This window comes from Streptomyces alfalfae, assembly GCF_004127445.1.
Classification (GTDB): domain Bacteria; phylum Actinomycetota; class Actinomycetes; order Streptomycetales; family Streptomycetaceae; genus Streptomyces; species Streptomyces alfalfae.
This window is the reverse complement of the sequence record NZ_QEXM01000042.1, coordinates 133,645-159,249: the sequence shown is the minus strand read 5'-3', so window position 1 is coordinate 159,249 and position 25,605 is coordinate 133,645. Positions and strand designations below refer to the sequence as shown.

Here is a 25,605-nt window from a genome sequence, read left to right as displayed (position 1 = left end):
GGGTATGGTCGAGCGTAGCGGGAGTGACACCGAGGAACGCCAGGGAGCCGTCATGAACACCGGACTGAAGATCACCGCCTTCGCCACCGCCGTCGCCGCGACGTTCGGCACGGCGTACGGCGTGGGCAAGGCCGTCGACCCCGTCACGGACGAGAAGGCGACGGCCGCCCCGCACGAGGAGCACGGCGAGACCGGCCGGACGAGCGCCGCGGGCGACACGGCGGCGGGGCACGGCGAAGCAGCCGGCAGCGACCCCGGCGGCCTGCGGATCTCCGAGGGCGGCTACACCCTCGACCTCCGGACGGCCCGCGTCGACGCCGGCCGGGAGGAGGAGCTCCGCTTCGCCGTCGTCGACGACGCGACCGGGCGGAACGTCACCGCGTACGAGAAGGAGCACACCAAGGAGCTGCACCTCATCGTCGCCTCACGCGACCTGACCACCTACCGCCATCTGCATCCGGAGCGCGCGGCGGACGGCACCTGGTCGACCCGGGTCGACCTCCCCGAGGCGGGCGGCCACCGCGTCTTCGCCGACTTCCGCCCCCGCGGCGAGAAGGAGGCCCTGACGCTCGGCGCCGACCTGGCGGTGGCGGGGAAGTCCGCCCCGAGAGAGCTTCCCGCCCGGAGCGCCAAGGCCACCGTGGACGGTTACGACGTCACGCTGAAGGGCGCCCTGAAGCCCGGCGAGGCCCGCGACCTCACCCTGAGCGTGGAGCGGAACGGCAGGCCGGTGACCGACCTCCAGCCCTACCTCGGCGCCTACGGCCACCTGGTCGCCCTGCGCTCCGGCGACCTCGCCTACCTCCACGTCCACCCGAACGGCGAGCCCGGCGACGGCACGACGAAGCCGGGGCCCGGCGTCTCCTTCACGACGACGGCGCCGAGCGCGGGCACGTACCGCCTGTTCCTCGACTTCCAGCACGGGGGCGAGGTCCGCACGGCGGCGTTCACGGTGCGCGCGGGCGGCCCTGCGGGCGACGGGGCCGCGAAGGAGAGCACGGAGAACAGCACGGAGAAGGGCGGCGGCCACGGGCACTGAGGGCCGCCGCCGCCCCGGCCGGCCTCAGCCGAAGAGGACCAGCTCGCTCTCGCTCGCCCCGGCGAGTTCGTAGCGCGTGCCCGTGAGGGGGCGGCCCGCGCAGAGGCGGATCAGGGTGGGCGCGTCCCCGATGTAGCGGGCCGGGGGCCGCCGGCCGTCCGTGACGCCGAGGGCCAGCGGCTCGTCGCGGCCGTCGACGTCGGCGTGGACCGCGAGGCCCGGCGTCGCCCTGGCGAACGCCCCCTTGCTGAACTGCGCGAGCAGCGGCAGCGCGTCCGCGAGCGTCGCACCCGCGTACGCGCCCGGCTTCCCCCAGGCCTCCCGTACGTCGCCCGCGTGCACCCACTCCCCGAGCGCGACGCCGTCGAGCGTGCCCTTGGCCGCGGCGAGCACCGGGCCCGCCTCGGTGAGGCCGCGCTCCAGCTCGTCCACGACGCGCGCGTTCGTCCAGTCGGCGCGCTCGGCGATGTCCCGGTCATTGCTCTCGGCGGAGAACACGCCCTCCTCGAAGCGGCCCTCCACCACCCGCATCAGCGCGGAGCCGCAGTGCGCGAGCACATGCCGCACGGTCCAGCCGGGACAGCAGGTGCGGACCGCGTACGCCTCGTCGGGCGCCTCCCTCAACAGCGGTATCAGGGCGTCGCGTTCGGCGATGAGCAGCCGTCCCGCGCGCTCGGGCTCGTAGGTCTCGTCGGGTGTCGTGGTCGTCATGGACCGAGCCAACCCCCCGCGGCGGTTCCTGGCAACGGCGCGGACGCCGCGGGCGCGCGGCTGGTTATGGTCGACGCATGGCACCCACGGCCGACCACGGCGACACCGACCTCCGGGCCCGCTGGCTCACGACGCTGCTGCGCGCACGGGACACCGACGTGTGCGTCTACGACCCGTACCGGATCGCCGACAACCTCATCGAACGCTGGGCCGAACCGCAGCGGCGGTACCACACCACCGAGCATCTGACGGCGGTCCTCGACCACATCGACGTACTGGACGACCACGCCGACGACGCCGACCTCGTCCGCCTCGCCGCCTGGTTCCACGACGCGGTCTACCTGCCCGACCGCTCGACGAACGAGGAGCGCTCGGCCCGCCTGGCCGAACGCGCGCTCCCCGAGGCGGGCCTGACCGAGGCGCAGATCGCCGAGGTGGCCCGGCTCGTCCGCCTCACCACCAGCCACGACCCGGCCGAGGGCGACCACAACGGCGAGGTGCTCTGCGACGCCGACCTCGCCGTCCTCGCCGCGGAACCGGCGGCGTACGCCGCCTACGCGGCGGCCGTGCGCGAGGAGTACGCCTTCGTGCCCGACGAGGCGTTCCGCGCCGGACGGGCGGCGGTCCTGCACCAACTCCTCGCCCTGCCGCGCCTGTTCAGGACGGAGCACGGGGCCACCCACTGGGAGGGCCCGGCGCGCGAGAACCTCTCCACCGAGCTGGCGCTGCTCGCCCCGTAAATGCCGGGCCCCGCCGCCCCGGCCTCCCGTACGCTGCGCGCATGCTTCTCATGGGCGGGGACCGGGTCGACGAGGCCGTGGCGCACGCGGCGACGGTGCTGCGCGCGGTGGCGGACCGGGACTGGGGCGTCCCGTCGGGCGGCCTCGAATGGAGCTGCCGGGAGACGGCGGAACACGCCGCGAGCTGCCTCGTCGCGTACGCGGGACAGCTCACCGGGCGGGCCGCCGGCGGCTGGGTGCCGTTCGAGGCCTCCCTCGACGAGGGCTCCGGCCCCGAGGACGCGATCCGGGTGATCGAGGCGACCGCGGGCATCCTGGCGTCGGTGGTCCGCACGACGCCCCGCGGCGTCCGCGCCTACCACCCCTACCCGTGCGGCAGCGCGGACGCGGCCGGGTTCGCCGCCATGGGGGTCGCCGAGATCCTGCTCCACACGCACGACATCGCCTCCGCGCTCGGCACCGGCGCTGAGCCGCCCGCCGCGCTGACCGAGGCCGTCCTCGCGCACCTCTTCCCCGACGTGTCGCCCGTCGCCTCGGGGGCGGGCCCCTGGCAGGTCCTGCTCTGGGCCACCGGGCGGGGCGAGCTGCCGGGCCGGGCCCGGCGGACCTCGTGGAAGTGGCGCAACGCCGCCTCCCTCGACGCGGGGCCGCTGGCCCTGCGCGAGATCACCCCGGCCGCCGCCGCCGACCTCGCCGAGGGCGGGACCGGCGGACTGACGTGGATCGAGGGCGGGCCCTACGAAGGGACGCGGACCGCCGCCGGAATGGTCGTGAAGGGGTATGCGTCCGGGGCGCACCGCCCCGAGTTCGGCGTCTACGCGCTGGTGCGCACCGCGGACGAGGTGACCGTCGGGGCCATGGGGTTCCACGGGCCGCCGGACGACGAGGGCCGCGTGGAGGTCGGCTACGACCTCGCGGAGGCCGCGCGGGGCCGCGGCCACGCCACGGTGGCCCTCCGGGCGCTGGCCGACTGGGCTTTGGCGCGGGCCGACGTCACGTCCCTCCTGGCCCTGGTGGAGCCGGGGAACCTCCCCTCCCAGGCGGTGCTGGCCCGCGTGGGCTTCACGCCGCTGCCTCCGCGGGGGCCGAACCTCGCGTACGGACTGCGGTAGCCCGGCGGCGGGTCCACTCGGCGTGGCGGCCCGGAATGCGTCGGCAGCGCCCCGCGTTGATCCCAGTCATGCCGATCCCCGCCCGGACCGCCGCGAAGCCCGTCGCCGGCGGCAGCCGTATGCCCATCGCCGTCCACATGCTCGGCCTCGCCGTCTTCGCGCTCGGCACCAGCGAGTTCATGCTCAGCGGACTCCTGCCGCCCATCGCCGACGACATGGGCGTCTCCATACCCCGCGCCGGCCTGCTCATCTCCGCCTTCGCCATCGGCATGGTCATCGGCGCGCCCCTCCTCGCCGTGGCGACCCTCCGCCTCCCCCGCCGCACGACGCTGATCACGCTCATCACCGTCTTCGGCCTCGGCCAGGTCGCGGGCGCCCTCGCCCCGACCTACGAGATCCTCTTCGCGTCCCGCGTCATCAGCGCCCTCGCCTGCGCCGGCTTCTGGGCGGTCGGCGCCGCCGTCGCCATCGCCATGGTCGACTACGGCCGGCGCGCCCGCGCCATGGCGGTGATGATCGGCGGCCTCTCCGTCGCCAACGTCCTCGGCGTCCCCGCGGGCGCGTTCCTCGGCGAGAACCTCGGCTGGCGCTCGGCGTTCTGGGCGGTCGGCGCCGCCTCCGCCATCGCCCTCGTGGGCGTCGTCGCGCTGATCCCCCGCATCCCGCTCCCCGAGAAGAAGCCGCTGCTCAAGAAGGAGCTGTCCATCTACGGCGACCGCCAGGTCCGGCTCTCGATCATCATCACCGCCCTCGCCGCCGGCGGCGTGTTCTGCGCCTTCTCCTACCTCTCCCCGCTCCTCACCGACGTGGCCGGACTCTCCGACGGCTGGGTCCCGACGGTCCTCGGCCTCTTCGGGGCGGGCGCCCTGGTCGGCACGGTGATCGGCGGCCGCGTGGCGGACGCGCACCTGTTCGGCGTGCTGCTCAGCGGCATCGCGGCGTCCACCGTCCTCCTCGTCGCGCTGGCCCTGTTCGCCGCGACCCCGGCCGCCGCGATCACCCTCTCGTTCCTCCTGGGCCTCTCCGCCTTCTACACGGCCCCGGCGCTCAACGCCCGCATGTTCAACGTCGCCGGCGCCGCCCCGACCCTGGCGGGCGCGACCACCACGGCGGCCTTCAACCTCGGCAACACCGGCGGCCCCTGGCTCGGCGGCACGGTCATCGACCTCGACTTCGGCTACGCGGCCACGGCCTGGGCGGGCGCGGCGATGACGGTCACCGCGATCGTGGGCGTGGCCGTCTCCCTCCGCCTGCACCGCGGAACACCGAGCCGCGTGGTGGAGACGTCGGCGCCGGCGGCGGCCACGGGGACGGCGACCGCCGGGGAAACCGCCACGGGCGCCCGCTAGGCCGGCCGCCCCTTGGGCCTGCGCAGCCCCGCCTCCGTGAGCCTGCGCACCAGTTCCTTCGAGCCGATCTCGACGGCCCCGGCCCGCACCGCGTCCTCGTACCGGTGCGAGGGGACGTCGTAGTGGTCGCGTTCGAAGGCGCGCGGCGGGCAGCCGATGGCCGCGGCGAAGGCGTGCAGTTCCTCGTACGAGACGTCGCTGACCAGGTGCGACCACAGGCGGCCGTGGCCCGGCCAGGTCGGCGGGTCGATGTAGACCGTCACGTGAGCCCGCCCACGGGCGCCACGACGACGCCCGCCTTCCCGCAGACCCAGTGCGGGTCGGGCCCCAGCTCCGGCTCGACGTCGAGGGCGTGGGGGTCCCCCGAACCGCAGACGGGGCAGAGCGGCCACCGCCCGTACCGTTCGAGGAGGGCGTCCTGGACGTCCTGGGCGACGAGCCCCGCCACGTAGTCGATGCCTTCGGGCCACTGCTCGACCCACCAGCGGCGGTGCGCCACCGACTCCTCGACGAGCGAGACGACCTCCGCCTCGGCGACCTGCCGGGCCACGAGGTCGGCGAGGACGAGTGCGCGGGCGGCGTGCAGCGCCTGCTCCAGTGGGTCGATCGTGTCCATGGGGTCCATTGTCGCCCTGCGCCCCGCACACGGAGAAAAGATCAAGGGCCGTGGGCGCCCCCGGGGGTCTTGACCCGCCCCCGGCCCGAAAATACCTTTCAGACGTGACCAATGACGTGAAGGAAATTTTCACGGGCGCGGCGCCTCCCGCCCCCGCCGCCCTCGCGGCCAAGGTGCGCACCCTCGCACCCTCGATGACGCGCTCCATGCAGCGGGTCGCCGAGGCCGTCGCGGGGGACCCCGCGGGCTGCGCGGCCCTCACGGTCACCGGCCTCGCCGAGCTGACCGGCACCAGCGAGGCCACGGTCGTCCGCACCGCCCGCCTCCTCGGCTACCCGGGCTACCGCGACCTGCGGCTCGCCCTCGCCGGGCTCGCCGCCCAGCAGCAGTCGGGGCGCGCGCCCGCCGTCACCGCGGACATCGCCGTCGACGACCCGATCGCGGACGTCGTCGCGAAGCTGGCCTACGACGAGCAGCAGACCCTCGCCGACACCGCCGCCGCGCTCGACACCGTGCAGCTCGGCGCGGCCGTCGCCGCGCTCGCCGGCGCCCGGCGCGCGGAGATCTACGGCGTCGCCGCCTCCGGCCTCGTCGCCCAGGACCTCGCCCAGAAGCTGCTGCGCATCGGCCATGTCGCACACGCCCACTCCGACCCGCACCTCGCGGTCACCAACGCCGTGACACTGCGCGCCAAGGACGTGGCCATCGCGATCACCCACTCCGGTTCGACCGGCGACGTCATAGAACCGCTGCGCGTCGCCTTCGAGCACGGGGCCACCACGATCGCGATCACCGGCCGCCCGGACGGCGCCGTGTCCCAGTACGCCGATCACATACTGACCACCTCCACGGCCCGCGAGAGCGAGCTGCGGCCCGCCGCGATGTCGTCCCGCACGAGCCAACTGCTCGTCGTCGACTGCCTGTTCGTGGGCGTCGCACAGCGGACCTACGAGACGGCGGCCCCGGCGCTCGCCGCCTCCTACGAAGCCCTCGCGCACCGCCACAGCCCCCGCGCCGGCCGCTGACGCGAGCAGGACCTCTCCACCGAACCCCCCTCGCCCACGAGAGACACGGAAGAGCCGCAGAAGCCATGACCTCCACCACCGACGCCACCCCCTCCCACCCCGGCGACCGCGGGCACGGCGACGCCCCCCGGCACGGCGACTACGGCGAGCTGCGCGCCCAGCTCGCCTCCCTCACCACCGAGGCGTTCCGGCCCGAGCTCTCCGACATCGACCGGCGCTCCACCCTGGAGATCGCCCGGATCATGAACGGCGAGGACGCCACCGTCCCCGCGGCCGTGGCCGAGCAGCTCCCGGCCATCGCCGCCGCCATCGACGCCACCGCCGAGCGCATGGCCCGCGGCGGCCGTCTGATCTACGCGGGCGCGGGCACCGCGGGCCGCCTCGGCGTGCTCGACGCCTCGGAGTGCCCGCCCACGTTCAACACCGACCCGTCGGAGGTCGTCGGCCTCATCGCGGGCGGCCCCGGCGCCCTGGTGAGGTCGGTCGAGGGCGCGGAGGACAGCGAGCGGCTGGCGGCCGAGGACCTGGACGGCCTCTCCCTCACGGCGGACGACGTGGTCGTCGGCGTCTCCGCCTCCGGCCGCACCCCGTACGCGATCGGCGCCGTCGAGCACGCCCGCGCCCGCTACGGCGCCCTCACCGTCGGCCTCTCCTGCAACGCCAAGAGCGCCCTCGCGGCAGCCGCCGAGCACGGCATCGAGGTCGTCGTGGGCCCCGAACTCCTCACCGGCTCCACGCGCCTGAAGGCCGGCACGGCCCAGAAGCTGGTCCTCAACATGATCTCGACGATCACGATGATCCGCCTCGGCAAGACGTACGGGAACCTGATGGTGGACGTCCGCGCGTCGAACGAGAAGCTGCGCGCCCGCTCGCGCCGCATCGTCGCCCTCGCGACGGGCGCTTCGGACGACGAGATCGAGGCCGCCCTCGCCGCCACGGACGGCGAGGTGAAGAACGCCATCCTCACCATCCTCGGCAAGGTCGACGGCCCCCGGGCCGCCGAACTCCTCACGACCTCACGCGGCCACCTCCGCGACGCCCTGGACGCCTCCCGCGGCGGCTAGGGCGCCGAGCCGCAGGCTCAGCCGGGGAAGCCGGCCGTGTCGACGACCGCCGCGAACGGGGCCGGCAGCTTCAGGGGCTCACCGAACGGCACCCGCTCCGCATGCTTGTAGGCCCCGTTCTGCGGGCCGGTGAACAGCGTGGCCGTCGGCCCGTGCTCGTCGAAGCGGTCCACGAGGAGGTAGACCGGGACGGGGGCGTGCGCGTAGGCCCACAGCTTCTTGGTCCGGTCGTCCTTGGCATTGCTCTGCGACGTGATCTCGACGACGAACAGGGCCTCCGCCGCGTCGAGCGGGTCGTTGGTGTCGGGGTCGGCCGCGTCGACCGTCTCGCGGGGGGCGAGTACGAGATCGGGGACGTACAGCTTGTCCAGGGGGGCGATGTGGACGCCGAGGGTCTGGTAGACCTCCAGATCCTCGGAGATCACCCCGTAGAGCGCCCTGTGCAGCATGGCCGCGATTCCGTTGTGATGCCTGTGCGGCGGCGGTACCAAGACAATCTGCCCTTCATCGATCTCGGCGTGCCAGCCCTCCGGCACATCCAGCTCACGCCATGCCTGGATCAGGAGGTCCCACGAGCGGCGGTCCGGAGCCGTGTCGTGCTCGACCAGTGCTGCGGTCATAGCGGGTCCCTTCTCTTGAAGCCCTCGGCGCGTGAGCGTAGATCGACGAGCCTGCGGTCGTTGTCCGCTTCCTCTCAGCGTCCCACGAACGGGCGGCCGAGGCGGCGCCCCGATCACCGTGGCCTCGCCTGGATCTCCCGGTTCAGCTCCCGCACCCGCTCCCGCAGCACGTCCATCGCCGGCACCGGCCGCACCTCGGCGGGCGGGCAGTCCCACTCCCGGCCGCCGCCGAGCGGCCGCAGCCGGACCAGGCCGCCCTCGCGGCCCACCACCTGCCCCACGCTTCCGTCCCTGTGGTCCACGGCGTACGTCCCCGCCTCCGGCACGACCGGGTCCTCGTTCACCGGGCCCCCTCAAGGACCGCCGCGAGCCGCAGCGCCGTGTCCAGGTTGCAGCGCCCCAGCTCCACGAGCGGCAGCGCGCCCGCCGCCGTCAGCGTGTCCACCCGCAGCGACGGCAGCGTGACCCCGACCCCGGCGAGGCTCTCCCGCAGCTGCCGGACCGCCTCTTCCGCCGCCAGCAACCGTTCCTCCACCGTCAACGCCATGATCCCTGCCTCTCACCTACTGTTTCCGTTCGCTCACCCAGCGTGGCGGCGCGCGCGTACGCTGAACAGCTCCGGCGACCCAACAACCCCCGCGTGTCAGGTGGAGGCGTTGCGCATGACCCGACCCAAGGACCTGGACCCGTCCTCCAACCCCCGCGCGCTCCTCGGCGCGGAACTCCGCCATGCCCGGGAGCGGGCGGCCCTCAGCCAGGAGGCCCTGGGAGCACCGCTGTTCGTCAGCGGCTCCTTCATCGGGCAACTGGAGGCGGGCACGCGGCGGATGCACCTGGAGTACGCGAAGCACTTCGACGCGGTGCTGGACACAGGGGGCTTCTTCGCCCGGAATTGCGGGGCCCTGGCGAAGTCCCGGTACCCCGATCATTTCGCGGAGGCCGCGGAGGCGGAAGCGGTCGCCACGGCGATCCGGCAGTACGCGATGCTCCTGATCCCGGGGCTGCTCCAGACGAAGGCGTACGCGGAGGAGGTCTTCCGCGCCTACCACCCGACCGCACCGGACGAGACCATCGACGCCCACGTGGCCGTCCGCCTCGACCGAGCGCGCCTCCTGGGCGACCCAACAACGCCGCTGTTGTGGACCGTGCTCGACGAAGCCGCCCTGAGACGCGAGGTCGGCGGCGGGCCGGTGATGGCCGAAGCGCTGCGCCACGTGGCGGGGCTCGCCCGCAGGCACCGCGTGATCGTGCAGGTGCTGCCGTTCGGCAGCGGCGCGCACGCAGCGATGGACGGCCCACTCAAGTTGATGGAGTTCGACGACGCTCCCCCGCTGTCCTTCGTGGAAGCACCGGACATGGGCAAGCTCCTGGACGATCCAGCTACCGTCGCCCGCCACGTGCTGATGTTCAACTTGCTGCAAGCAGCCGCCCTCTCGCCTCGCGATTCCCTAGCCCTGATCGACTCAGTGGCGCAGGATTACGGGCATGGAAAACTGCACCCCTGAGTACGCGTACGACCTGAGCGCAGCCGTATGGCACAAGTCCAGCTACAGCGGAGGCCAGGGCGGCGACTGCCTGGAGGTCGCTCGCTGGCACAAGTCCACCTACAGCGACGGCAGCGGCGGCAACTGCCTAGAGGTGGCACGTAACTTCCCCGGCGCCGCCCGCTGGCGCAAGTCCAGCCACAGTGCCGGAGATGGCGGCGACTGCCTGGAGGTCGCTGACGGGCACCCCGAAGTCGTCCCGGTACGTGACTCCAAGAACCCCGCAGGGCCGAGGCTCGTGTTCCGGGCCCCCGCCTGGTCCGCGTTCATCGGGGGGCTCCCCGGGATCAAGGGGAGCCCCGATGGCCGGCCGGGGGTTTGCCCCACCCCGTAGAGGCCCGCTGACCGGATGGATCGGTTCCCCTTGATCGCCGAGGCTGAGCACGTCGCACCTGCTCGTCCGATCGGAGAACCAGTGTTCAGCCTGAAGTCCTCGCGCCGCACGGTGGCGCGCACCGCCGCGGTGGCCCTGGCCGGCGCGGCGTGCGCCGCCATGATGTCCGGCAGCGCCGAAGCCATCGTCAACGGAAAGGATTCCACGCAGCGGTACCCGTCCATGGTGTCGATCCCGGTGACGGGCGTGGACGACCCCACCTTCAAGGGGGTCTGCGGCGGGTCGTTGATCGACGCGAAGTGGGTGCTCACGGCCGCCCACTGCGTGGACCCGAAGCTCGTCACCCTGGACGGCGCCGTCCGGGTCGGCAGTGAGTGGCGGAAGTCCGGCGGCACCGTACGGTCCATCGCGAAGACCGTGACGCACCCGAGCTACAGGAACGGTGACGACAGCGGTCCCAACCGCCATGACGTCGCCCTGATCCGGCTGAACCGCGCGGTCTCCGAGAAGCCCATCCGCATCGCGGACAAGCCCGGGAAGCCCGGCACTCCGACCCGCATCATGGGCTTCGGCAGGACCGACGACTCGCCCGACGCCACCGAGGTGGTCTTCCCCGACCGGCTCCAGGAGCTCGACACGCGCCGCGGCGCGGTCTCCGAGTGCGCGCCGGGCTACGCGGACAGCACCCGTCTGTGCACGATCAGCCAGGTGCCGAAGGCCATGGCGTGCCACGGCGACTCGGGCGGCCCCCAGGTCCAGCGGGACCGCAAGGGGCGCTGGGAGCTCATCGGCGTCACCTCGGGTCCCGGCGCGCCGGGCGTGCGCTGCAGCGAGGGACCGGGGCTCTACACCAGCGCGCCCGCCCACGCGGACTGGATCCACCGGACGATGGCCCGCAACGGCTGATCCGGACTCCCCGCGGCACCGGCGCCGCGCGGCCCGGCGGGAAGGACGCCGGCCCCGGTCGGCTTCGCGACAGACTTGTCGCGTACGAGCGGCCGGGGACCGGTTCGCACGAAACGCTGAGCGGCGGGCACAGGAAACGCCCGAGGGCGGCACCCCTTCGTGAGAAGGAGTGCCGCCCTCGGCACGTCAGGACAGTGATCGACCAGAGGCCGATCAGAAGTCCATGTCACCGCCCGGCATGCCGCCGCCGGCCGGGGCGGCGCCCGCCTTCTCCGGCTTGTCGGCGATGACGGCCTCGGTGGTGAGGAACAGCGCGGCGATCGACGCGGCGTTCTGCAGCGCGGAGCGCGTGACCTTCGCCGGGTCGAGGATGCCCTCGGCGATCATGTCGACGTACTCACCGGTCGCGGCGTTCAGGCCGTGGCCGACGGTCAGGTTGCGCACCTTCTCGACGACGACGCCACCCTCCAGGCCGGCGTTGACGGCGATCTGCTTCAGCGGGGCCTCAAGGGCCAGCTTCACAGCGGCGGCGCCAGTGGCCTCGTCGCCGTCGAGCTCCAGCTTCTCGAAGACCTGGGAGGCCTGGAGCAGGGCCACGCCACCACCGGCGACGATGCCCTCTTCGACGGCCGCCTTCGCGTTGCGGACGGCGTCCTCGATGCGGTGCTTGCGCTCCTTGAGCTCGACCTCGGTCGCGGCGCCGGCCTTGATGACCGCGACGCCGCCCGCGAGCTTCGCCAGGCGCTCCTGGAGCTTCTCGCGGTCGTAGTCCGAGTCGCTGTTCTCGATCTCGGCGCGGATCTGGTTGACGCGGCCCTGGACCTGGTCGCTGTCACCGGCGCCGTCGACGATGGTCGTCTCGTCCTTGGTGATGACGACCTTGCGGGCGCGGCCGAGCAGGTCGAGACCGGCGTTCTCCAGCTTGAGGCCGACCTCCTCGGAGATGACGGTGCCACCGGTGAGGATGGCGATGTCGCCGAGCATGGCCTTGCGGCGGTCACCGAAGCCCGGGGCCTTGACGGCGACGGACTTGAACGTGCCACGGATCTTGTTGACGACCAGCGTGGACAGGGCCTCGCCCTCGACGTCCTCGGCGATGATCAGCAGCGGCTTGCCCGACTGCATGACCTTCTCCAGGAGCGGAAGGAGGTCCTTCACGTTCGAGATCTTGGAGTTGACGATCAGGATGTACGGGTCGTCGAGCGACGCCTCCATACGCTCCATGTCGGTGGCGAAGTACGCCGAGATGTAGCCCTTGTCGAAGCGCATGCCCTCGGTGAGCTCCAGCTCCAGACCGAAGGTCTGGGACTCCTCGACGGTGATGACGCCTTCCTTGCCGACCTTGTCCATCGCCTCGGCGATGAGCTCGCCGATCTGGGTGTCGGCGGCGGAGATGGAGGCCGTGGAGGCGATCTGCTCCTTGGTCTCAACATCCTTGGCCTGCTCCAGGAGCGCGCCGGAGACGGCCTCGACGGCCTTCTCGATGCCGCGCTTCAGAGCCATCGGGTTGGCGCCGGCGGCCACGTTGCGCAGACCCTCGCGCACCAGGGCCTGGGCCAGGACGGTCGCGGTCGTCGTGCCGTCACCGGCGACGTCGTCCGTCTTCTTCGCGACCTCCTTGACCAGCTCGGCGCCGATCTTCTCGTACGGGTCCTCGAGCTCGATCTCCTTGGCGATGGACACACCATCGTTGGTGATCGTGGGGGCGCCCCACTTCTTCTCGAGGACGACGTTGCGACCCTTGGGGCCCAGGGTCACCTTGACGGCGTCGGCGAGCTGGTTCATGCCGCGCTCGAGGCCGCGCCGTGCCTCCTCGTCGAACGCGATGATCTTGGCCATGTGAAGTGGTCCTCCCGGACGAATGGGGTCTTCCCCCGGCCCGTCAAGGGCCCGAAGAAGGAAAAGCAGGCAAACGGACCGTGCTGGCGCCCGCGACGGACGGCCTGCGCACCGCGTGGTTCCCTGCCCCACCCGGCGTGCGGGCCTCACCGACCCGATCCAAGTTCTGTCACTCTCACTGGGAGAGTGCTAAGCCCCATGATTAGCACTCGACCCCTGCGAGTGCAAGCGCCTCTGACCGTTCCCGGACAGTCAGCGGCGGCGGGGGCGCACACGAGGGGCCCGTACCCCCTACGGGATACGGGCCCCTCACGATGCTTGCGTCGGTGGCCGTTCGCGCCGAGCTAGACGGCGAGCTTGACCATGTCCGCCTGCGGACCCTTCTGGCCCTGCGAGATCTCGAACTCGACTCGCTGACCTTCTTCCAGGGTGCGGTAGCCGTCCATCTGGATCGCGCTGTAGTGGACGAAAACATCCGCACCACCGTCGACCGCGATGAAGCCGTACCCCTTCTCCGCGTTGAACCACTTGACGGTGCCCTGAGCCATGCCTAACTCCCCTATTACTGGCCCTTGCACAGGACCGCACTTCGCGGACCCGGGTCAGACCTCACCCCCCATTGGTTGGGGGTGTGCGCCGGAACGCGTCGACCGCCGCTGAATGTATCTGTCCAACTGCCGTCTGCAACAGGTCAATCGGACGAGAATTCTGGGCATGGCCGATCGGCGATTTACGGAGAATTCCCCGGAATCGGGGGCAAGTCGGGCCGGGCAAAAGCCACAGAAGGCCCAAAAGGGTGTCGCGCTTTGGCTGCTTCTCGTCGACTCCCGGCCGACTTCGTCGATGCACTCGGCATGGACAGGCGAAGCACGTTCCCCAACTGTACCGCGCTCAACCATGCAGAATTGCCCCCTCCGTTTCTCTCCCGGAGGGGGCAATGCGCATTACGCGGGCCGTACGCGCGAATGATCAGTCATGTGATCAGCCACCGGCGACGGCGGGAATGATCGAGATGCCGGCGCCGTCCGGAGTGGCCGTTTCCAGGCCCTGCTCGAAACGGACGTCGTCGTCGTTCACGTACACGTTGACGAAGCGGCGCAGCTTGCCCTGGTCGTCCAGGACGCGGGCGGCGATGCCGGTGTGGTTCTTCTCCAAGTCGGCGATGACCTCACCGAGGGTGGCCCCCTCGGCGGCGACCTCGGCCTGCCCGCCGGTGTAGGTACGGAGAATGGTGGGGATACGGACGTTCACGCTCATGAAGGTTCACCTCTGTGGTCGGGGGTGGCTGTGGCGCCCCTCCCAGGGGCGCGGGGAACTGCGCGAGGACGGACCACGACCGTCGGCCGACGACGGTCCGAAGGCCCCAGGGCGACTAGTCGGCGAGCCCCGCGGCGCGGAAGGCGTCGAGGCTCGGCGGAATGGTGGCGGTAGCCTGCGACGTCTCGGCGACGGCGTCGAGCGTCTTCAGCCCGTCCCCCGTGTTGAGCACGACCGTGGTGAGGGACGGATCGATGAGCCCCGCCTCGACGAGCTTCTTGGTGACGCCCACGGTCACGCCGCCCGCGGTCTCCGCGAAGATGCCCTCGGTGCGGGCGAGGATCTTGATCGCCTCGACGACCTGCTCGTCGTTCACGTCCTCCACCGCGCCGCCCGTGCGGCGCGCGATGTCGAGCACGTAGGGACCGTCGGCGGGGTTGCCGATGGCCAGCGACTTGGCGATCGTGTTCGGCTTCTGCGGGCGCACGACGTCGTGCCCGGCCTTGAAGGCGGCCGACACCGGCGAGCACCCCTCGGCCTGCGCGCCGAAGATCTTGTACGGCTTGTCGGCCACGAGGCCGAGAGCGATCAGCTCCTTCAGCCCCTTGTCGATCTTCGTGAGCTGCGATCCGGAGGCGATCGGGATGACGAGCTGGTCGGGCAGCTCCCAGCCGAGCTGCTCGCAGATCTCGTACGCGAGGGTCTTGGAACCCTCTCCGTAGTAGGGCCGCAGGTTGACGTTGACGAAGCCCCAGCCCTCGCCCAGCGGGTCGCCGATGAGCTCGGAGCAGAAGCGGTTGACGTCGTCGTAGTTGCCCTCGATGCCGACCAGCTCGCCGCCGTAGACCGCGGCCATGACGACCTTGCCCTGCTCCAGGTCGTGCGGGATGAACACGCAGGAGCGGAAGCCGGCGCGGGCCGCGGCGGCGCCGACGGCGCCCGCGAGGTTGCCGGTGGAGGAGCAGGAGAGCGTGGTGAAGCCGAAGGCGCGCGCGGCTTCGAGCGCCTGCGCGACGACGCGGTCCTTGAAGGAGTGCGTGGGGTTGCCCGAGTCGTCCTTGACGAACAGCTTGCCGGGCTCGACACCCAGCTCACGGGCGAGGTTGTCGGCCTTGACGAGCTGGGTCCAGCCGGGGTTCAGGTTCGGCTTGTCGGCCACGTCGGCGGGGACGGGGAGCAGCGGGGCGTAGCGCCAGATGTTGGCGGGGCCCGCCTCGATCCGCGCGCGCAGCGACTCCGGGTCGCCGAGGGGCAGGTCGTACGAGACTTCGAGGGGGCCGAAACACTCGGCGCAGGCGAAAATGGGGCCGAGGGGGAACTTGGTGCCGCACTCGCGGCACGAGAGGCCGGAGGCCGGTCCGAGGTCGACGGCGGTGGTCGTTTCGGTGGCGACGGTCTGAACAGCCATGGAGGCGAGGCCCTTTCTCCTCATCTTCCTCGCGGCGCATCTCGCCGCGAGACGGAATTGGCACCTTCCCCACCGTGACCTCGCGGTCGGCGGGAGGGTTGCCGGGGCTTCAACGGGCCGTTTCCCTCTGCCCCTCTGGATGAGCGGTTTTCGATTATGGGTTTCAGTTGTTGGTCGTGAACGCGGTGGTGACCCCGACATGCGATGGCCACCGGCGTTGTTCAAGACTGTAACCGAAGGCCCGGACCCTTGAGATAGTCGTCCGAACAGCGAGATGGATCACATACCGCACCATCTGACGTATCCCGTATGGGGAGGAACCTGACCGTGCTGGAAGAGGCCGAGCGCTGGCTGAGCAGGCGTTCCTGGTCGGTCGCCGACCGTCCGGTGGACCGCCTGACGGCGGCCAAGCGCGCGTCCGGAGCGACGGTGAGCGTCGTCCTGCCCGCGCTGGACGAGGAGCGGACCGTCGGCGCGATCGTGGCCGAGATCCGCCGCGAGCTGATGGAGCGGGCGCCGCTGGTCGACGAGCTGGTGGTGATCGACTCCGGCTCGTCCGACCGCACCGCCGAGGTCGCCGCGGAGGCGGGCGCCAGGGTCGTCCACCGGGACACGATCCTGCCGCGCGTCCCGGCCGTGCCGGGCAAGGGCGAGGTGCTGTGGCGCTCGCTCCTGGTCACCGGCGGCGACATCGTGGCGTTCGTCGACGCGGACCTGAAGGAGTTCTCCGCGGACTTCGTCACGGGGATAGTGGGCCCGCTGCTCACCGACCCCGACGTGCACCTCGTGAAGGCGATGTACGACCGTCCCCTCGGCGAGGAATCCGGCCAGGGCGGCCGGGTCACCGAGCTGATGGCGCGCCCGCTGCTGAACATGCACTGGCCGCTGCTCGCCGGGTTCGTCCAGCCGCTCGGCGGCGAGTACGCGGCCCGCAGGTCCCTCCTCGAACAGCTGCCCTTCCCCGTCGGGTACGGGGTGGAGCTCGGGCTGCTCGTCGACGCGCTGCACACCGTCGGGCTCGACGCGCTCGCGCAGGTCGACGTGGGGGTGCGCCGGCACCGGCACCAGGACGGGCAGGCGCTGGGGCGGATGGCGGCGGCCATCTACCGCACGGCGCAGCTGCGGCTGGCGCGCGGCCACCTCGTACGCCCGGAGCTGACGCAGTTCGAGCGGGGCGAGCACGGATTCGTGCCGCGTACGCACGCCGTGGACACGGAGGAACGGCCGCCGATGACCGGTATCTCCGAGTATGCGCACCGGCGCGTGGCGTAGCGCTCGTCCCGGGTGTCTGGCGGAGTCCGCTCGGCGTACGTTTGAGCGTTTCCGGTACGGGCTACGTTTTGCCACATGGTTCCAGAGCCCCGTTCCTCGGCAGCAGCACAGGTACTCGTCGCGTCCAACCGCGGCCCCGTCTCGTACTCCGTGGGAGAGGACGGGGAGCTGTCCGCCAAGCGCGGCGGCGGCGGACTCGTGTCCGGGCTGAGCGCCATCGGCGACGAGGCGGACGCCCTGTGGGTGTGCGCGGCGCTCGGCGAGGGCGACCGGGAGGCCGTGCGGCGCGGGGTCGCGGAGCCGGGCGTGCGGATGCTCGACGTCGACGCGGGCGCCGGTGAGGGCGTGCACGCGGCGGCCTACAACGGCATCGCGAACTCCGTCCTGTGGTTCGTCCACCACATGCTGTACCAGACGCCGCTCGAACCGGTCTTCGGCCCGGAGTTCCGCGCCCAGTGGGCCGCCTACGAGCAGTACAACCGCGCGTTCGCCGAGGCGCTGGCGGCGGAGGCCGCGCCGGGGGCCGCGGTCCTCGTGCAGGACTACCACCTGACGCTGGTCCCCGGCATGCTGCGCGAACTCCGCGACGACCTGCGGATCGGCCACTTCTCCCACACCCCGTGGGCGCCGGCCGACTACTTCCGGATGCTCCCCGACGACGTGGCGGAGCAGGTGCTGCGGGGCATGCTCGGCGCGGACCGGCTGGGGTTCCTCACCGGGCGGTGGGCGGACAACTTCACCGAGTGCTGCGTACGGCTGCTCGGCGGCACGTCCGGCACGCGCATCGGCGTGCACGGGCTCGGCGCCGACGCGGACTTCCTGCGGGAGCGCTCGCGGCGCGACGACGTCGAGGAACGGCTGCGGGCGCTGCGCGAGCAGATCGGCGAGGGCCGCAAGACGATCGTCCGGGTGGACAGGACCGAGCTGTCCAAGAACATCGTGCGCGGCCTGCACGCCTACCGGCAGCTCCTGGTGGACCGGCCCGAGTGGCGCGAACGCGTCGTCCACGTCGCCTTCGCCTACCCCTCGCGGCAGGACCTCGCGGTCTACCGCGACTACACCGCGGAGGTCTCGCGCGTCGCCGCGGCGATCAACTCCGAGTTCGGCACGGAGGGGTGGACGCCGGTCGTCCTGCACGTCGAGGACGACTTCGCGCGGTCGCTCGCGGCGTACCGGCTCGCCGACGTGGCGCTGGTCAACCCCATCCGGGACGGCATGAACCTCGTGGCCAAGGAGGTGCCCGTCGTCTCCGACGAGGGGTGCGCGCTGGTGCTCTCGCGGGAGGCCGGGGCGTACGAGGAGCTGGCCGAGGACGCCATCGCGGTGAACCCCTACGACATCTCCGCCACGGCGGTGGCGCTGCACTCGGCGCTCGGCATGGCTCCCGAGGAGCGGGCCGAGCGCACCAAGCGCCTCGCGGCGGCGGCCACGGCGCTTCCCCCCACGCAGTGGTTCCTCGACCAGCTGCACGCCCTGACCGGCGGTCCGTCCTAGCCGCCGCTTCGCGGCGATCTTTTCCCACCCACCCGCCCGTTCACCCCGCATCAAGGGGAAACGGACGGGGCGGTCCCGGGTGGGGAAGCGCTGCGGGGTAACGGGCCGGTGGGAAAGCATCCGCCGCGAAGCGGCGGGCCGGGAACACCCACAAGCGCGGCGGCGGTCAGGCGGGCGGGAGCCGGGACGTGAGGGCGGAGAGGAGGGCGACGACCCCAGGGGGACCGTCCACCACCAGGTCCGCGCGGTCCGCGAGCTCCGTGACCTCCGCGCTGCCACTGCACACCAGCAGACCCGCGACGCCGTCCGAGCGCAGCTTCTCCACCGCCCCGAAGGCGGGAAGGTCGCCCAGGTCGTCGCCCGCGTAGAGGACGGACTCCGCGCCCACCTCGCGGAGGTACTCCGCGAGGGCCACGCCCTTGTCCATGCCGGGCGGGCGCAGCTCGAGGACCATGCGGCCGGGCTCGACGATCAGGCCGTGGCGTGCCGCCAGCTCCGCCAGCGGCTCGCGCAGGGCGTCGAAGGCCGCCTGCGGGTCCTCCGCGCGGCGGGTGTGGACGGCGACCGCGCGGCCCTTCTCCTCTATCCAGGTGCCGCGCCAGGCCCCGATCGCGTCGAGGAAACCGGGCAGCTCGGCCCGGACCGCGGCGACGCCCGGGTGCGCCTCCGCCGCCCGCACGGTGCCGGTGACGGCGTCCCAGCGCTCAGCGCCGTAGTGCCCGAGCACCACGAGGTGGTCGAGGCCCGGCACGCCCGCGAAGCCGCCGTAGCGCACCGCGACGCCCGCCGGGCGGCCCGTGACCACGGCCACGGAGCACAGCCGCGGGGCGAGCGCGGCGAGCGCGGGCACCGCGTCGGGGTGGGCGCGGGCCTGCTCGGGGTCGGGCACGATCGCGGCGAGCGTGCCGTCGAAGTCGAGGGCCACGACGGCCCGTTCCGGCCGCGCCAGAATCGCGGCGAGGCCGTCACGGCCGGCCGGCGTGACGGGCTCGGGCAGTCCGGGACGTCCCGGCTCGGCAGACTGCGCGTACGTAGGGTCACCCATGGCACCGACCCTAACCGGGTCAGCGCTCCTCGCGCCGCGAGTCCCGCACCCGGCGCAGCCGATTGACCGTGATCGGGTCGTGCGCGAGGGCGCGGGGATCGTCGAGGAGGGCGTTCAGGAGCTGGTAGTAGCGCACCGGCACCATGCCGAGTTCCTCACGCACCGCGCGTTCCTTGGCGCCGGGGCCCGGCCAGTCGCGGCGTTCGAGGGCGAGCACGGCACGGTCCCGCTCCGAGAGCTCGTGTTCGGTCATGCCGACACGTTATTCCGCGCTCTCCGCGGCCACCGCCCGGTTCTGGATGCGGCCGAGCACGGAGGCGGGGTTGCCGTTCTTCTCCACGACCTTGCCGATGTCCTTCTTGATGTCGGCGGAGACCTGCGCCCAGGACGTCTTGCCCACCGGGTAGAGCTGCGAGGTCGGCAGCTCCTTGAGGAACTTGCCCAGCTCGCTGTCGCCGCGCTCGGCGGCCATCGTCTCGGAGGCCGACCTCGTCACGGGCAGGATGTCGTACTCGTTGGAGAACTCCAGCACGTTCTTCTTGCTGTAGACGTAGTCGAGGAACTTGCCGGCCTCCTCGCGGTGGCCGTTCTGCTTGAACGCCATCATCCAGTCGGCGACGCCCATCGTGGCCTGCGCCTTGCCGTTGACGCCGGGCGCCGGCACCATGCCGAACTTCACGCCCTTCTTGCGCGCCATCTTCATCAGCGTGGGGTGGCCGTTGAGCATGCCGACCTCGCCGCGCGCGAACGCCGCGAAGGCCTCGGCGCGGTTCAGCTCGCCGGGCGCCTTCGGGCCGGTCAGGCCCTTGCCGACCAGCTCGTCCCGCAGCCAGGAGAACGTCTTGGCGTTCTGCGCGGAGTCGATGCTGTAGGAGCTGACGTTGTCGGTGTAACCGCCGCCGCCGCTGAGCATCCACATCAGCGTCTCGGCGGGCGCCTCCTCGGGGCCGAGGGGCAGCGCGTACGGGTACTTCACGCCGCGCGCCTCAAGGACCTTCGCGTCGGCCTGGAGCTCGCTCCAGCTCTGCGGCGGGGTGAGGTTCGCGTCCTTGAAGAGCTTGGTGTTGTAGAACAGCAGGCGCGTGGAGGAGGCGAACGGCATCCCGTACTGGGTGCGGTTGACCTCGCCGGCCTGGGCGAGCGGGGCGAGGAAGTCGGCCTGGGTGGCGATGGACAGGACCTCGTCGGCCTCGTACAGCTTGCCCTGGGCGGCGTAGTCCGCGTAGGCGCCTATCTGGGCCAGGTCGGGGGCCTCGCCCTTCTTGACCATCTCCTTGACCTCGCGGTCCACGTCGTTCCAGGAGAGGACGGTCACCTCGACGTCGATGCCGGGGTTCTCGTCCTCGAACCCCTTGACGACCTTGTCCCAGTACTTCTTGGAGCTGTTCGCGGCGGAGTCGCCGTAGTCCGCTGCCACCAGCTTCAGGGTGACGTCGCCCGAGTCGCCCGGTCCGCCGCAGCCGGCGAGCACACCCGCCATGCCCAGTACGGCCACCGCCGCGGTCAGTCCTGTCACGCGCCGCTGCACAGCTGTCCCACCCTCATTGCTTCCGCTTGCTCGGGGCTTGCTCGGCCCAAAGCCTTTGAACTGCGAGTTTCCCCCGCGTCCGGATACAAGGTCTACACCACGCGAGTATCACTTGTGCAACGGCCGCCACAAGGGCCCCGGTGGGCGAGGCCTCGTTGCCGGGGGCGGGGCGCGGCTGCTATGCACATGACGTTTGTGCGGGGCCGTCCCCGCACCGGTCCCGCACTGACGAGGAGCCCTGGCGCATGTCGCGTACCGCAGCAGAGATAGCCACCCAGCCCGCCTGCTGGCAGCGGGCGGTGGAGGCAGCCGCCTCGTTCGAGGGCCTGCCCCGGCCGGGTGAGCGGGTCGCCGTCACCGGGTGCGGGACCTCGTGGTTCATGGCCATCGCCTACGCGGCGCTGCGGGAGGCCGCGGGGCAGGGCGAGACCGACGCGTTCGCCTCCTCGGAGTTCCCGGCGGGTCGGACGTACGACCGGGTGGTCGCGATCACCCGGTCCGGTACGACGACGGAGGTCCTCGAACTCCTCGGGCGGCTCAAGGGGGCCGTGCCGACGGTCGCGCTGACCGCCGACCCGAAGACGCCGGTCATGGACGCGGCGGACGCGGTGGCCGTCCTCGACTGGGCCGACGAGGAGTCGGTCGTGCAGACCCGCTTCGCGACGACCGCGCTGGCGTTCCTGCGGGCCGGGCTCGGGGAGATCCCGGGCGTGAAGTCGGTGGCCGAGGCCGCCGTCGACGCCGAACTGGCCATCGCTGAGCCGCTGCCGGCGTCCGTGGTGGGGGCGGAGCAGTGGACGTTCCTCGGGCGCGGCTGGACGTACGGGCTCGCCCTGGAGGCGGCGCTGAAGATGCGGGAGGCGGCGGGCGCGTGGACGGAGTCCTACCCGGCCATGGAGTACCGGCACGGGCCCATCTCGATCACCGGGCCCGGCCGGGTGGCCTGGATGTTCGGCACGCTGCCCGAGGGGCTCGCGGGGGATGTCGCCCGGGTCGGCGGCGAGCTGGTCGCCCGCCAGGAGGCGGACCCGCTGGCCGAGCTGATCCGCGCGCAACGGCTCGCGGTCGCCCTCGCGGAGGCGCGGGGCTTCGACCCGGACCGGCCGCGCAACCTCACGCGGAGCGTGATCCTCAGCTAGGCCTGGCGGGGCGCCTTCCGGGTTCTCGTTGCCGCCGCTGCGCGGCGGATCCTCTCCCACCCGCCCGCCCGACACTCGGCGGCCCGATCACCGCCGAGGGAGCCGGGCGGGTGACGCCCGCCCGCAGCCACATCGGCGCCCCCGGCTCACACCACCGCCGCCGGGACCGGGCGGGCGGGGCCCGCCCGCAGCCGTCGGTGCTCCGCGGCTCCAACGCCACCGCAGGAGCCGGGACCCCGGAGGCGGATGAAAGCGATTACCGCGAGTGGACTAGACCTTTCATGGGGTGACGCGCGAGACTGGGGGCGTGAGACACGTCATCGCCCTCGATGTGGGCGGCACCGGAATGAAGGCCGCCCTGGTCGGGGCGGACGGCACCCTGCTGTACGAGGCGCGCCGCCCGACGGGCCGCGACCGCGGGGCCGACGCCGTCGTGGAGAGCATCCTCGGCTTCGCCGAGGACCTGCGCGCCCACGGCATCGCCCACTACGGCGAGCCGGCAGCCGCGGCGGGCGTGGCCGTGCCCGGCATCGTCGACGCGGACCGCGGCACCGCCGTGTACGCGGCCAACCTCGGCTGGAGCGACGTCCCCCTGCGGGACCTCCTCAGCGCCCGCCTGGCCGGCGTCCCCGTGGCCCTGGGCCACGACGTCCGCACCGGCGGCCTCGCCGAGGGCCGCATCGGCGCGGGCAGGACCGCCGAGCGCTTCCTCTTCGTGCCGCTCGGCACGGGCATCGCGGGCGCCATCGGCATCGGCGGCGCCATCGAGCCCGGCGCCCACGGCTCGGCCGGGGAGATCGGCCACATCGTCGTACGCCCCGGCGGCCCGCCCTGCGGCTGCGGCCAGCGCGGCTGCCTGGAGCGCCTGGCGTCCGCGTCGGCGGTCAGCAAGGCGTGGGCCGAGGCGAGCGGCGACCCCGAGGCGGACGCCGCCGACTGCGCCAAGGCCGTGGAGTCCGGCGACCCGCGGGCCCTGGAGGTCTGGCACGCCGCCGTCGACGCCCTGGCGGACGGGCTGCTCACCGCCCTCACCCTGCTGGACCCGGACACGCTGATCATCGGTGGCGGGCTCGCCGAAGCGGGGGAAACGTTGTTCACGCCGCTGCGGGCCGCCGTCGCGGAACGCGTCGTGCAGTTCCAGACGCTGCCCGACATCGTCCCCGCGGACCTGGGCGACACCGCGGGCTGCCTGGGCGCCGGTCTCCTCGCCTGGGACCTGATCGACGCCCCGAAGCCCGCGGCCCCGCACCCGGGCCCCGCGCGCCCCGACCCCACCGACCCCGACGCCACGGAGGTAACCGCCTGATGGCCGCCAGCAAGGTTCTCACCGGTGCCCGAGTGGTACTGCCGACCGGGACGGTCGCCGCGGGCCGCGTCATCGTCGACGGCACGCGCATCGCGGGCAGCGCCCCCGAGACCGCCGAGACCGTCGACCTGTCCGGCCAGTGGCTGGTCCCCGGCTTCGTGGACATCCACAACCACGGCGGCGGCGGGGCCTCCTTCACCTCCGGCACCGTGGAGGACGTCCTCACGGGCGTGCGCACGCACCGGCTGCACGGCACGACCACGATCGTCGCCTCGACCGTCACCGGTGAGATGGACTTCCTCGCCCAGCGCGCCGGGCTGCTCAGCGAGCTGGCCGAGCAGGGCGACATCGCGGGCATCCACTTCGAGGGCCCGTTCATCTCGCCGTGCCGCAAGGGCGCGCACAGCGAGGGCCTGCTCAGGCACCCCGACCCCGCGGACGTCCGCAAGCTGGTCGACGCCGCCCGCGGCCACGCCAAGATGGTCACCCTCGCCACCGAACTGCCGGGCGGCATCGACTCCGTACGGCTGCTCGCCGAGCACGGCGTCATCGCGGCGATCGGCCACACGGACGCCACGTACGAGCAGACGGTGGAGGCCATCGACGCGGGCGCCACCGTCGCCACGCACCTCTACAACGCCATGCCGGGCCTCGGGCACCGCGCCCCCGGGCCGATCGCCGCCCTGCTGGAGGACGAGCGGGTCACCGTCGAGCTGATCAACGACGGCACGCATCTGCACCCGGCCGCCCTGGAGCTGGCCTTCCACCGCGCGGGCGCGGACCGCGTCGCCTTCATCACGGACGCGATGGACGCGGCGGGCTTCGGCGACGGCCGGTACATGCTCGGCCCGCTGGAGGTCGAGGTGAGGGACAGCGTGGCGCGGCTCGTCGAGGGCGGTTCCATCGCGGGCTCCACGCTGACGCAGGACCGCGCCTTCAAGCGCTCGGTGACCGTCGACCGGCTCTCCGTCGAGGACACCGTGCGGGCCCTGTCCGCCAACCCCGCCAAACTCCTCGGGATGTACGACACGGTCGGCTCCCTGGAGCCCGGCAAATACGCCGACCTGGTGGTCCTCGACGCGGAGTTCGACGTCAAGGGCGTCATGCGCAGGGGCGAGTGGGTGGTTGCGCCCAATGAGGGCCATCCCGTGGTTCTTTGACCACTCGTCCAGCGGCGGGATCGAGAAGGCGGTTGACCCACCCCCTGGGCCAACCGCCTTCTGTTTGGCATGATCAGAGTCGTAGAGGGAGCGTCGGCGAGCGCGTTCCGCGGGACGGCTTCGGGGGTGGCACGGGTGATTCTCACCGTCACGCTGAACACCGCCCTCGACCTCACCTACCGCGTGCCCGCCCTCACCCCGCACGCCTCGCACCGCGTCACCGAGGTGCGGGAACGCCCCGGCGGCAAGGGCCTCAACGTCGCCCGCGTCCTCGCCGCCCTCGGCCATGACGTGACCGTCACCGGCTTCGCGGGCGGCGACACCGGACGGGTGCTGCGCGAGCGCCTGGCCGCCGACGGGCCCCGCGTCACCGACGCGCTCGCCGAGGTCGCCGGCGCCACCCGCCGCACGCTCGCCGTGGCCGACGCCACGACGGGCGACACCACGCAGTTCAACGAGCCGGGCCCCGCCATCACCCCCGCCGAGTGGACCGCCTTCCTCGACACCTACGACGGGCTCGTGCGCACCCCCGGGACGCACGCCGTCGCGCTCTGCGGCAGTCTGCCGCCCGGCGTCCCCGTGGGCGCCTACGCCCTCCTCGTACGCGCCGCACGCGCCGCCCGCGTGCCGGTCCTGCTCGACACCAGCGGGGAGCCGCTGCGCCGCGGCGTCGCCGCCCGCCCCGACATCGTCAAGCCCAACGCCGACGAGCTGGCCGAGCTGACCGGCTCCCACGAACCCGGGCAGGCCACCCGCGACGCCCGCCGCAGGGGCGCGCACACCGTGGTCGCCTCCCTCGGCGCCGACGGGCTCCTCGCCGTCACGCCGGAGGGCACCTGGCAGGCCAGGCCCCCGGCCGTGGTCCGCGGCAACCCCACGGGAGCGGGCGACTCGGCGGTCGCCGGGCTGCTCTCCGGCCTCGCCGAGGGGCTGCCGTGGCCGGAGCGCCTGGCCCGCGCCGTCGCCCTCTCGGCGGCGACCGTGGCCGCCCCGGTGGCGGGCGAGTACGACGCGCGCACCTACGAGGACCTGCTGCCGCGCGTCACGGTGACCGACCGGGCCGCGGCGTGAAGGGACCCGCGTCCCACCGGACACCC

Annotated in this window: 28 protein-coding genes and 1 riboswitch; of the genes, 15 read left to right on the top strand and 13 right to left on the bottom strand. The window is 72.7% G+C overall.

Going from position 1 to position 25,605, the window contains the following annotated elements; genetic code table 11:
• Window positions 1-52: 52 nt before the first annotated feature.
• Window positions 53-1,039, top strand: a complete 987-nt coding sequence (locus DCW30_RS22475) for a hypothetical protein (RefSeq protein ID WP_076685551.1) — start codon at window positions 53-55, stop codon at window positions 1,037-1,039.
• 24 nt (window positions 1,040-1,063) lie between these two features.
• Here DCW30_RS22475 and DCW30_RS22470 read toward each other — a convergent pair whose 3' ends face one another.
• Window positions 1,064-1,750, bottom strand: a complete 687-nt coding sequence (locus tag DCW30_RS22470; RefSeq protein ID WP_076685550.1) for a maleylpyruvate isomerase family mycothiol-dependent enzyme — start codon at window positions 1,748-1,750, stop codon at window positions 1,064-1,066.
• Window positions 1,751-1,827: 77 nt separating this feature from the next.
• On the opposite strand from DCW30_RS22470, the gene DCW30_RS22465 reads away from it, so the two are divergent.
• The 3 genes from DCW30_RS22465 to DCW30_RS22455 all read left to right on the top strand — a co-directional run bounded on the left by DCW30_RS22465 (window position 1,828) and on the right by DCW30_RS22455 (window position 4,951).
• Complete coding sequence (locus DCW30_RS22465) at window positions 1,828-2,490, top strand: HD domain-containing protein (protein WP_076685549.1); 663 nt, start codon at window positions 1,828-1,830, stop codon at window positions 2,488-2,490.
• A gap of 41 nt (window positions 2,491-2,531) precedes the next feature.
• Window positions 2,532-3,602, top strand: coding sequence for a GNAT family N-acetyltransferase (locus DCW30_RS22460; RefSeq protein WP_076685548.1), 1,071 nt, complete (start codon window positions 2,532-2,534; stop codon window positions 3,600-3,602).
• A gap of 119 nt (window positions 3,603-3,721) precedes the next feature.
• Window positions 3,722-4,951 carry a Cmx/CmrA family chloramphenicol efflux MFS transporter gene (locus tag DCW30_RS22455; RefSeq protein ID WP_076689161.1) on the top strand — a complete coding sequence of 410 codons (1,230 nt, stop codon included), beginning with the start codon at window positions 3,722-3,724 and terminating at the stop codon, window positions 4,949-4,951.
• Here the strand turns inward: DCW30_RS22455 and DCW30_RS22450 are convergent.
• Both DCW30_RS22450 and DCW30_RS22445 read right to left on the bottom strand, forming a co-directional pair.
• On the bottom strand, window positions 4,948-5,214 hold the full coding sequence (locus tag DCW30_RS22450) for a DUF4031 domain-containing protein (protein ID WP_062776524.1): 267 nt from the start codon (window positions 5,212-5,214) through the stop codon (window positions 4,948-4,950). The two genes, DCW30_RS22455 and DCW30_RS22450, sit on opposite strands and share 4 nt — an antisense overlap.
• Window positions 5,211-5,567, bottom strand: a complete 357-nt coding sequence (locus DCW30_RS22445) for a hypothetical protein (protein WP_062776526.1) — start codon at window positions 5,565-5,567, stop codon at window positions 5,211-5,213. The genes DCW30_RS22450 and DCW30_RS22445 overlap by 4 nt, the downstream gene beginning before the upstream one ends.
• Before the next feature lie 104 nt (window positions 5,568-5,671).
• Here DCW30_RS22445 and DCW30_RS22440 point away from each other — a divergent pair, with 104 nt between their 5' ends.
• Together DCW30_RS22440 and murQ are read left to right on the top strand one after the other, a co-directional pair.
• Window positions 5,672-6,592 (top strand): MurR/RpiR family transcriptional regulator, encoded by a 921-nt coding sequence (locus DCW30_RS22440; RefSeq protein ID WP_076685547.1) that lies wholly within the window; start codon window positions 5,672-5,674, stop codon window positions 6,590-6,592.
• Between the two features lie 65 nt (window positions 6,593-6,657).
• Complete coding sequence (gene murQ / locus DCW30_RS22435) at window positions 6,658-7,656, top strand: N-acetylmuramic acid 6-phosphate etherase (RefSeq protein ID WP_076685546.1); 999 nt, start codon at window positions 6,658-6,660, stop codon at window positions 7,654-7,656.
• 17 nt (window positions 7,657-7,673) lie between these two features.
• Here murQ and DCW30_RS22430 read toward each other — a convergent pair whose 3' ends face one another.
• From DCW30_RS22430 to DCW30_RS22420, 3 genes are all read right to left on the bottom strand, one after another.
• On the bottom strand, window positions 7,674-8,276 hold the full coding sequence (locus DCW30_RS22430) for a Uma2 family endonuclease (protein ID WP_076685545.1): 603 nt from the start codon (window positions 8,274-8,276) through the stop codon (window positions 7,674-7,676).
• A gap of 113 nt (window positions 8,277-8,389) precedes the next feature.
• Window positions 8,390-8,620 carry a hypothetical protein gene (locus tag DCW30_RS22425; RefSeq protein ID WP_232626740.1) on the bottom strand — a complete coding sequence of 77 codons (231 nt, stop codon included), beginning with the start codon at window positions 8,618-8,620 and terminating at the stop codon, window positions 8,390-8,392.
• Window positions 8,617-8,823 (bottom strand): hypothetical protein, encoded by a 207-nt coding sequence (locus tag DCW30_RS22420; RefSeq protein WP_062776533.1) that lies wholly within the window; start codon window positions 8,821-8,823, stop codon window positions 8,617-8,619. The genes DCW30_RS22425 and DCW30_RS22420 overlap by 4 nt, the downstream gene beginning before the upstream one ends.
• 115 nt (window positions 8,824-8,938) lie before the next feature.
• On the opposite strand from DCW30_RS22420, the gene DCW30_RS22415 reads away from it, so the two are divergent.
• From DCW30_RS22415 to DCW30_RS22405, 3 genes are all read left to right on the top strand, one after another.
• Window positions 8,939-9,781, top strand: a complete 843-nt coding sequence (locus DCW30_RS22415; protein WP_076685544.1) for a helix-turn-helix domain-containing protein — start codon at window positions 8,939-8,941, stop codon at window positions 9,779-9,781.
• Entirely contained in the window at window positions 9,762-10,154 is a 393-nt protein-coding gene (locus tag DCW30_RS22410) for a DUF397 domain-containing protein (protein WP_076685543.1), read from the top strand. Before DCW30_RS22415 ends, DCW30_RS22410 begins: the two co-directional genes overlap by 20 nt.
• Before the next feature lie 81 nt (window positions 10,155-10,235).
• Window positions 10,236-11,060 (top strand): S1 family peptidase, encoded by an 825-nt coding sequence (locus DCW30_RS22405; RefSeq protein ID WP_237283415.1) that lies wholly within the window; start codon window positions 10,236-10,238, stop codon window positions 11,058-11,060.
• A gap of 213 nt (window positions 11,061-11,273) precedes the next feature.
• Here DCW30_RS22405 and groL read toward each other — a convergent pair whose 3' ends face one another.
• The 4 genes from groL to thrC form a co-directional block, all read right to left on the bottom strand.
• Window positions 11,274-12,899 carry a chaperonin GroEL gene (groL, locus tag DCW30_RS22400; RefSeq protein ID WP_076685541.1) on the bottom strand — a complete coding sequence of 542 codons (1,626 nt, stop codon included), beginning with the start codon at window positions 12,897-12,899 and terminating at the stop codon, window positions 11,274-11,276.
• Between the two features lie 344 nt (window positions 12,900-13,243).
• Entirely contained in the window at window positions 13,244-13,447 is a 204-nt protein-coding gene (locus DCW30_RS22395; protein ID WP_005315736.1) for a cold-shock protein, read from the bottom strand.
• A gap of 433 nt (window positions 13,448-13,880) precedes the next feature.
• Window positions 13,881-14,156 carry a ubiquitin-like small modifier protein 1 gene (locus tag DCW30_RS22390; RefSeq protein WP_076685540.1) on the bottom strand — a complete coding sequence of 92 codons (276 nt, stop codon included), beginning with the start codon at window positions 14,154-14,156 and terminating at the stop codon, window positions 13,881-13,883.
• Between the two features lie 115 nt (window positions 14,157-14,271).
• The gene (thrC, locus tag DCW30_RS22385; protein ID WP_232626742.1) at window positions 14,272-15,564 is read right to left on the bottom strand and encodes a threonine synthase; all 1,293 of its coding nucleotides are present in this window, start codon (window positions 15,562-15,564) and stop codon (window positions 14,272-14,274) included.
• 17 nt (window positions 15,565-15,581) lie between these two features.
• Window positions 15,582-15,710, bottom strand: a riboswitch (SAM riboswitch).
• Window positions 15,711-15,891: 181 nt separating this feature from the next.
• Here thrC and DCW30_RS22380 point away from each other — a divergent pair.
• A complete protein-coding gene (locus tag DCW30_RS22380) occupies window positions 15,892-16,836 on the top strand; it encodes a glucosyl-3-phosphoglycerate synthase (RefSeq protein WP_076685538.1) in 945 nt (314 codons plus the stop codon).
• Between the two features lie 75 nt (window positions 16,837-16,911).
• Complete coding sequence (locus tag DCW30_RS22375) at window positions 16,912-18,330, top strand: alpha,alpha-trehalose-phosphate synthase (UDP-forming) (protein ID WP_076685537.1); 1,419 nt, start codon at window positions 16,912-16,914, stop codon at window positions 18,328-18,330.
• 166 nt (window positions 18,331-18,496) lie between these two features.
• On the opposite strand, the gene otsB is transcribed toward DCW30_RS22375, so the two are convergent.
• Genes otsB through DCW30_RS22360 form a run of 3 tightly spaced genes read right to left on the bottom strand, consistent with a single transcriptional unit; the run spans window position 18,497 to window position 20,903 of the window.
• Window positions 18,497-19,375 carry a trehalose-phosphatase gene (gene otsB, locus DCW30_RS22370; protein ID WP_076685536.1) on the bottom strand — a complete coding sequence of 293 codons (879 nt, stop codon included), beginning with the start codon at window positions 19,373-19,375 and terminating at the stop codon, window positions 18,497-18,499.
• Between the two features lie 19 nt (window positions 19,376-19,394).
• Window positions 19,395-19,628 (bottom strand): DUF3263 domain-containing protein, encoded by a 234-nt coding sequence (locus DCW30_RS22365; RefSeq protein WP_062782948.1) that lies wholly within the window; start codon window positions 19,626-19,628, stop codon window positions 19,395-19,397.
• Between the two features lie 9 nt (window positions 19,629-19,637).
• Window positions 19,638-20,903 (bottom strand): ABC transporter substrate-binding protein, encoded by a 1,266-nt coding sequence (locus tag DCW30_RS22360; protein WP_444875896.1) that lies wholly within the window; start codon window positions 20,901-20,903, stop codon window positions 19,638-19,640.
• Window positions 20,904-21,148: 245 nt separating this feature from the next.
• Between DCW30_RS22360 and DCW30_RS22355 the strand changes: the two genes are divergently transcribed.
• From DCW30_RS22355 to DCW30_RS22340, 4 genes are all read left to right on the top strand, one after another.
• Window positions 21,149-22,042, top strand: coding sequence for an SIS domain-containing protein (locus tag DCW30_RS22355; RefSeq protein WP_076685535.1), 894 nt, complete (start codon window positions 21,149-21,151; stop codon window positions 22,040-22,042).
• Between the two features lie 307 nt (window positions 22,043-22,349).
• Window positions 22,350-23,348 (top strand): ROK family protein, encoded by a 999-nt coding sequence (locus tag DCW30_RS22350; protein ID WP_079250073.1) that lies wholly within the window; start codon window positions 22,350-22,352, stop codon window positions 23,346-23,348.
• The gene (gene nagA, locus DCW30_RS22345) at window positions 23,348-24,508 is read left to right on the top strand and encodes an N-acetylglucosamine-6-phosphate deacetylase (protein WP_076685534.1); all 1,161 of its coding nucleotides are present in this window, start codon (window positions 23,348-23,350) and stop codon (window positions 24,506-24,508) included. Before DCW30_RS22350 ends, nagA begins: the two co-directional genes overlap by 1 nt.
• A 135-nt stretch (window positions 24,509-24,643) precedes the next feature.
• Window positions 24,644-25,579 carry a 1-phosphofructokinase family hexose kinase gene (locus DCW30_RS22340; RefSeq protein WP_076685533.1) on the top strand — a complete coding sequence of 312 codons (936 nt, stop codon included), beginning with the start codon at window positions 24,644-24,646 and terminating at the stop codon, window positions 25,577-25,579.
• The last annotated feature ends 26 nt before the right edge of the window (window positions 25,580-25,605 follow it).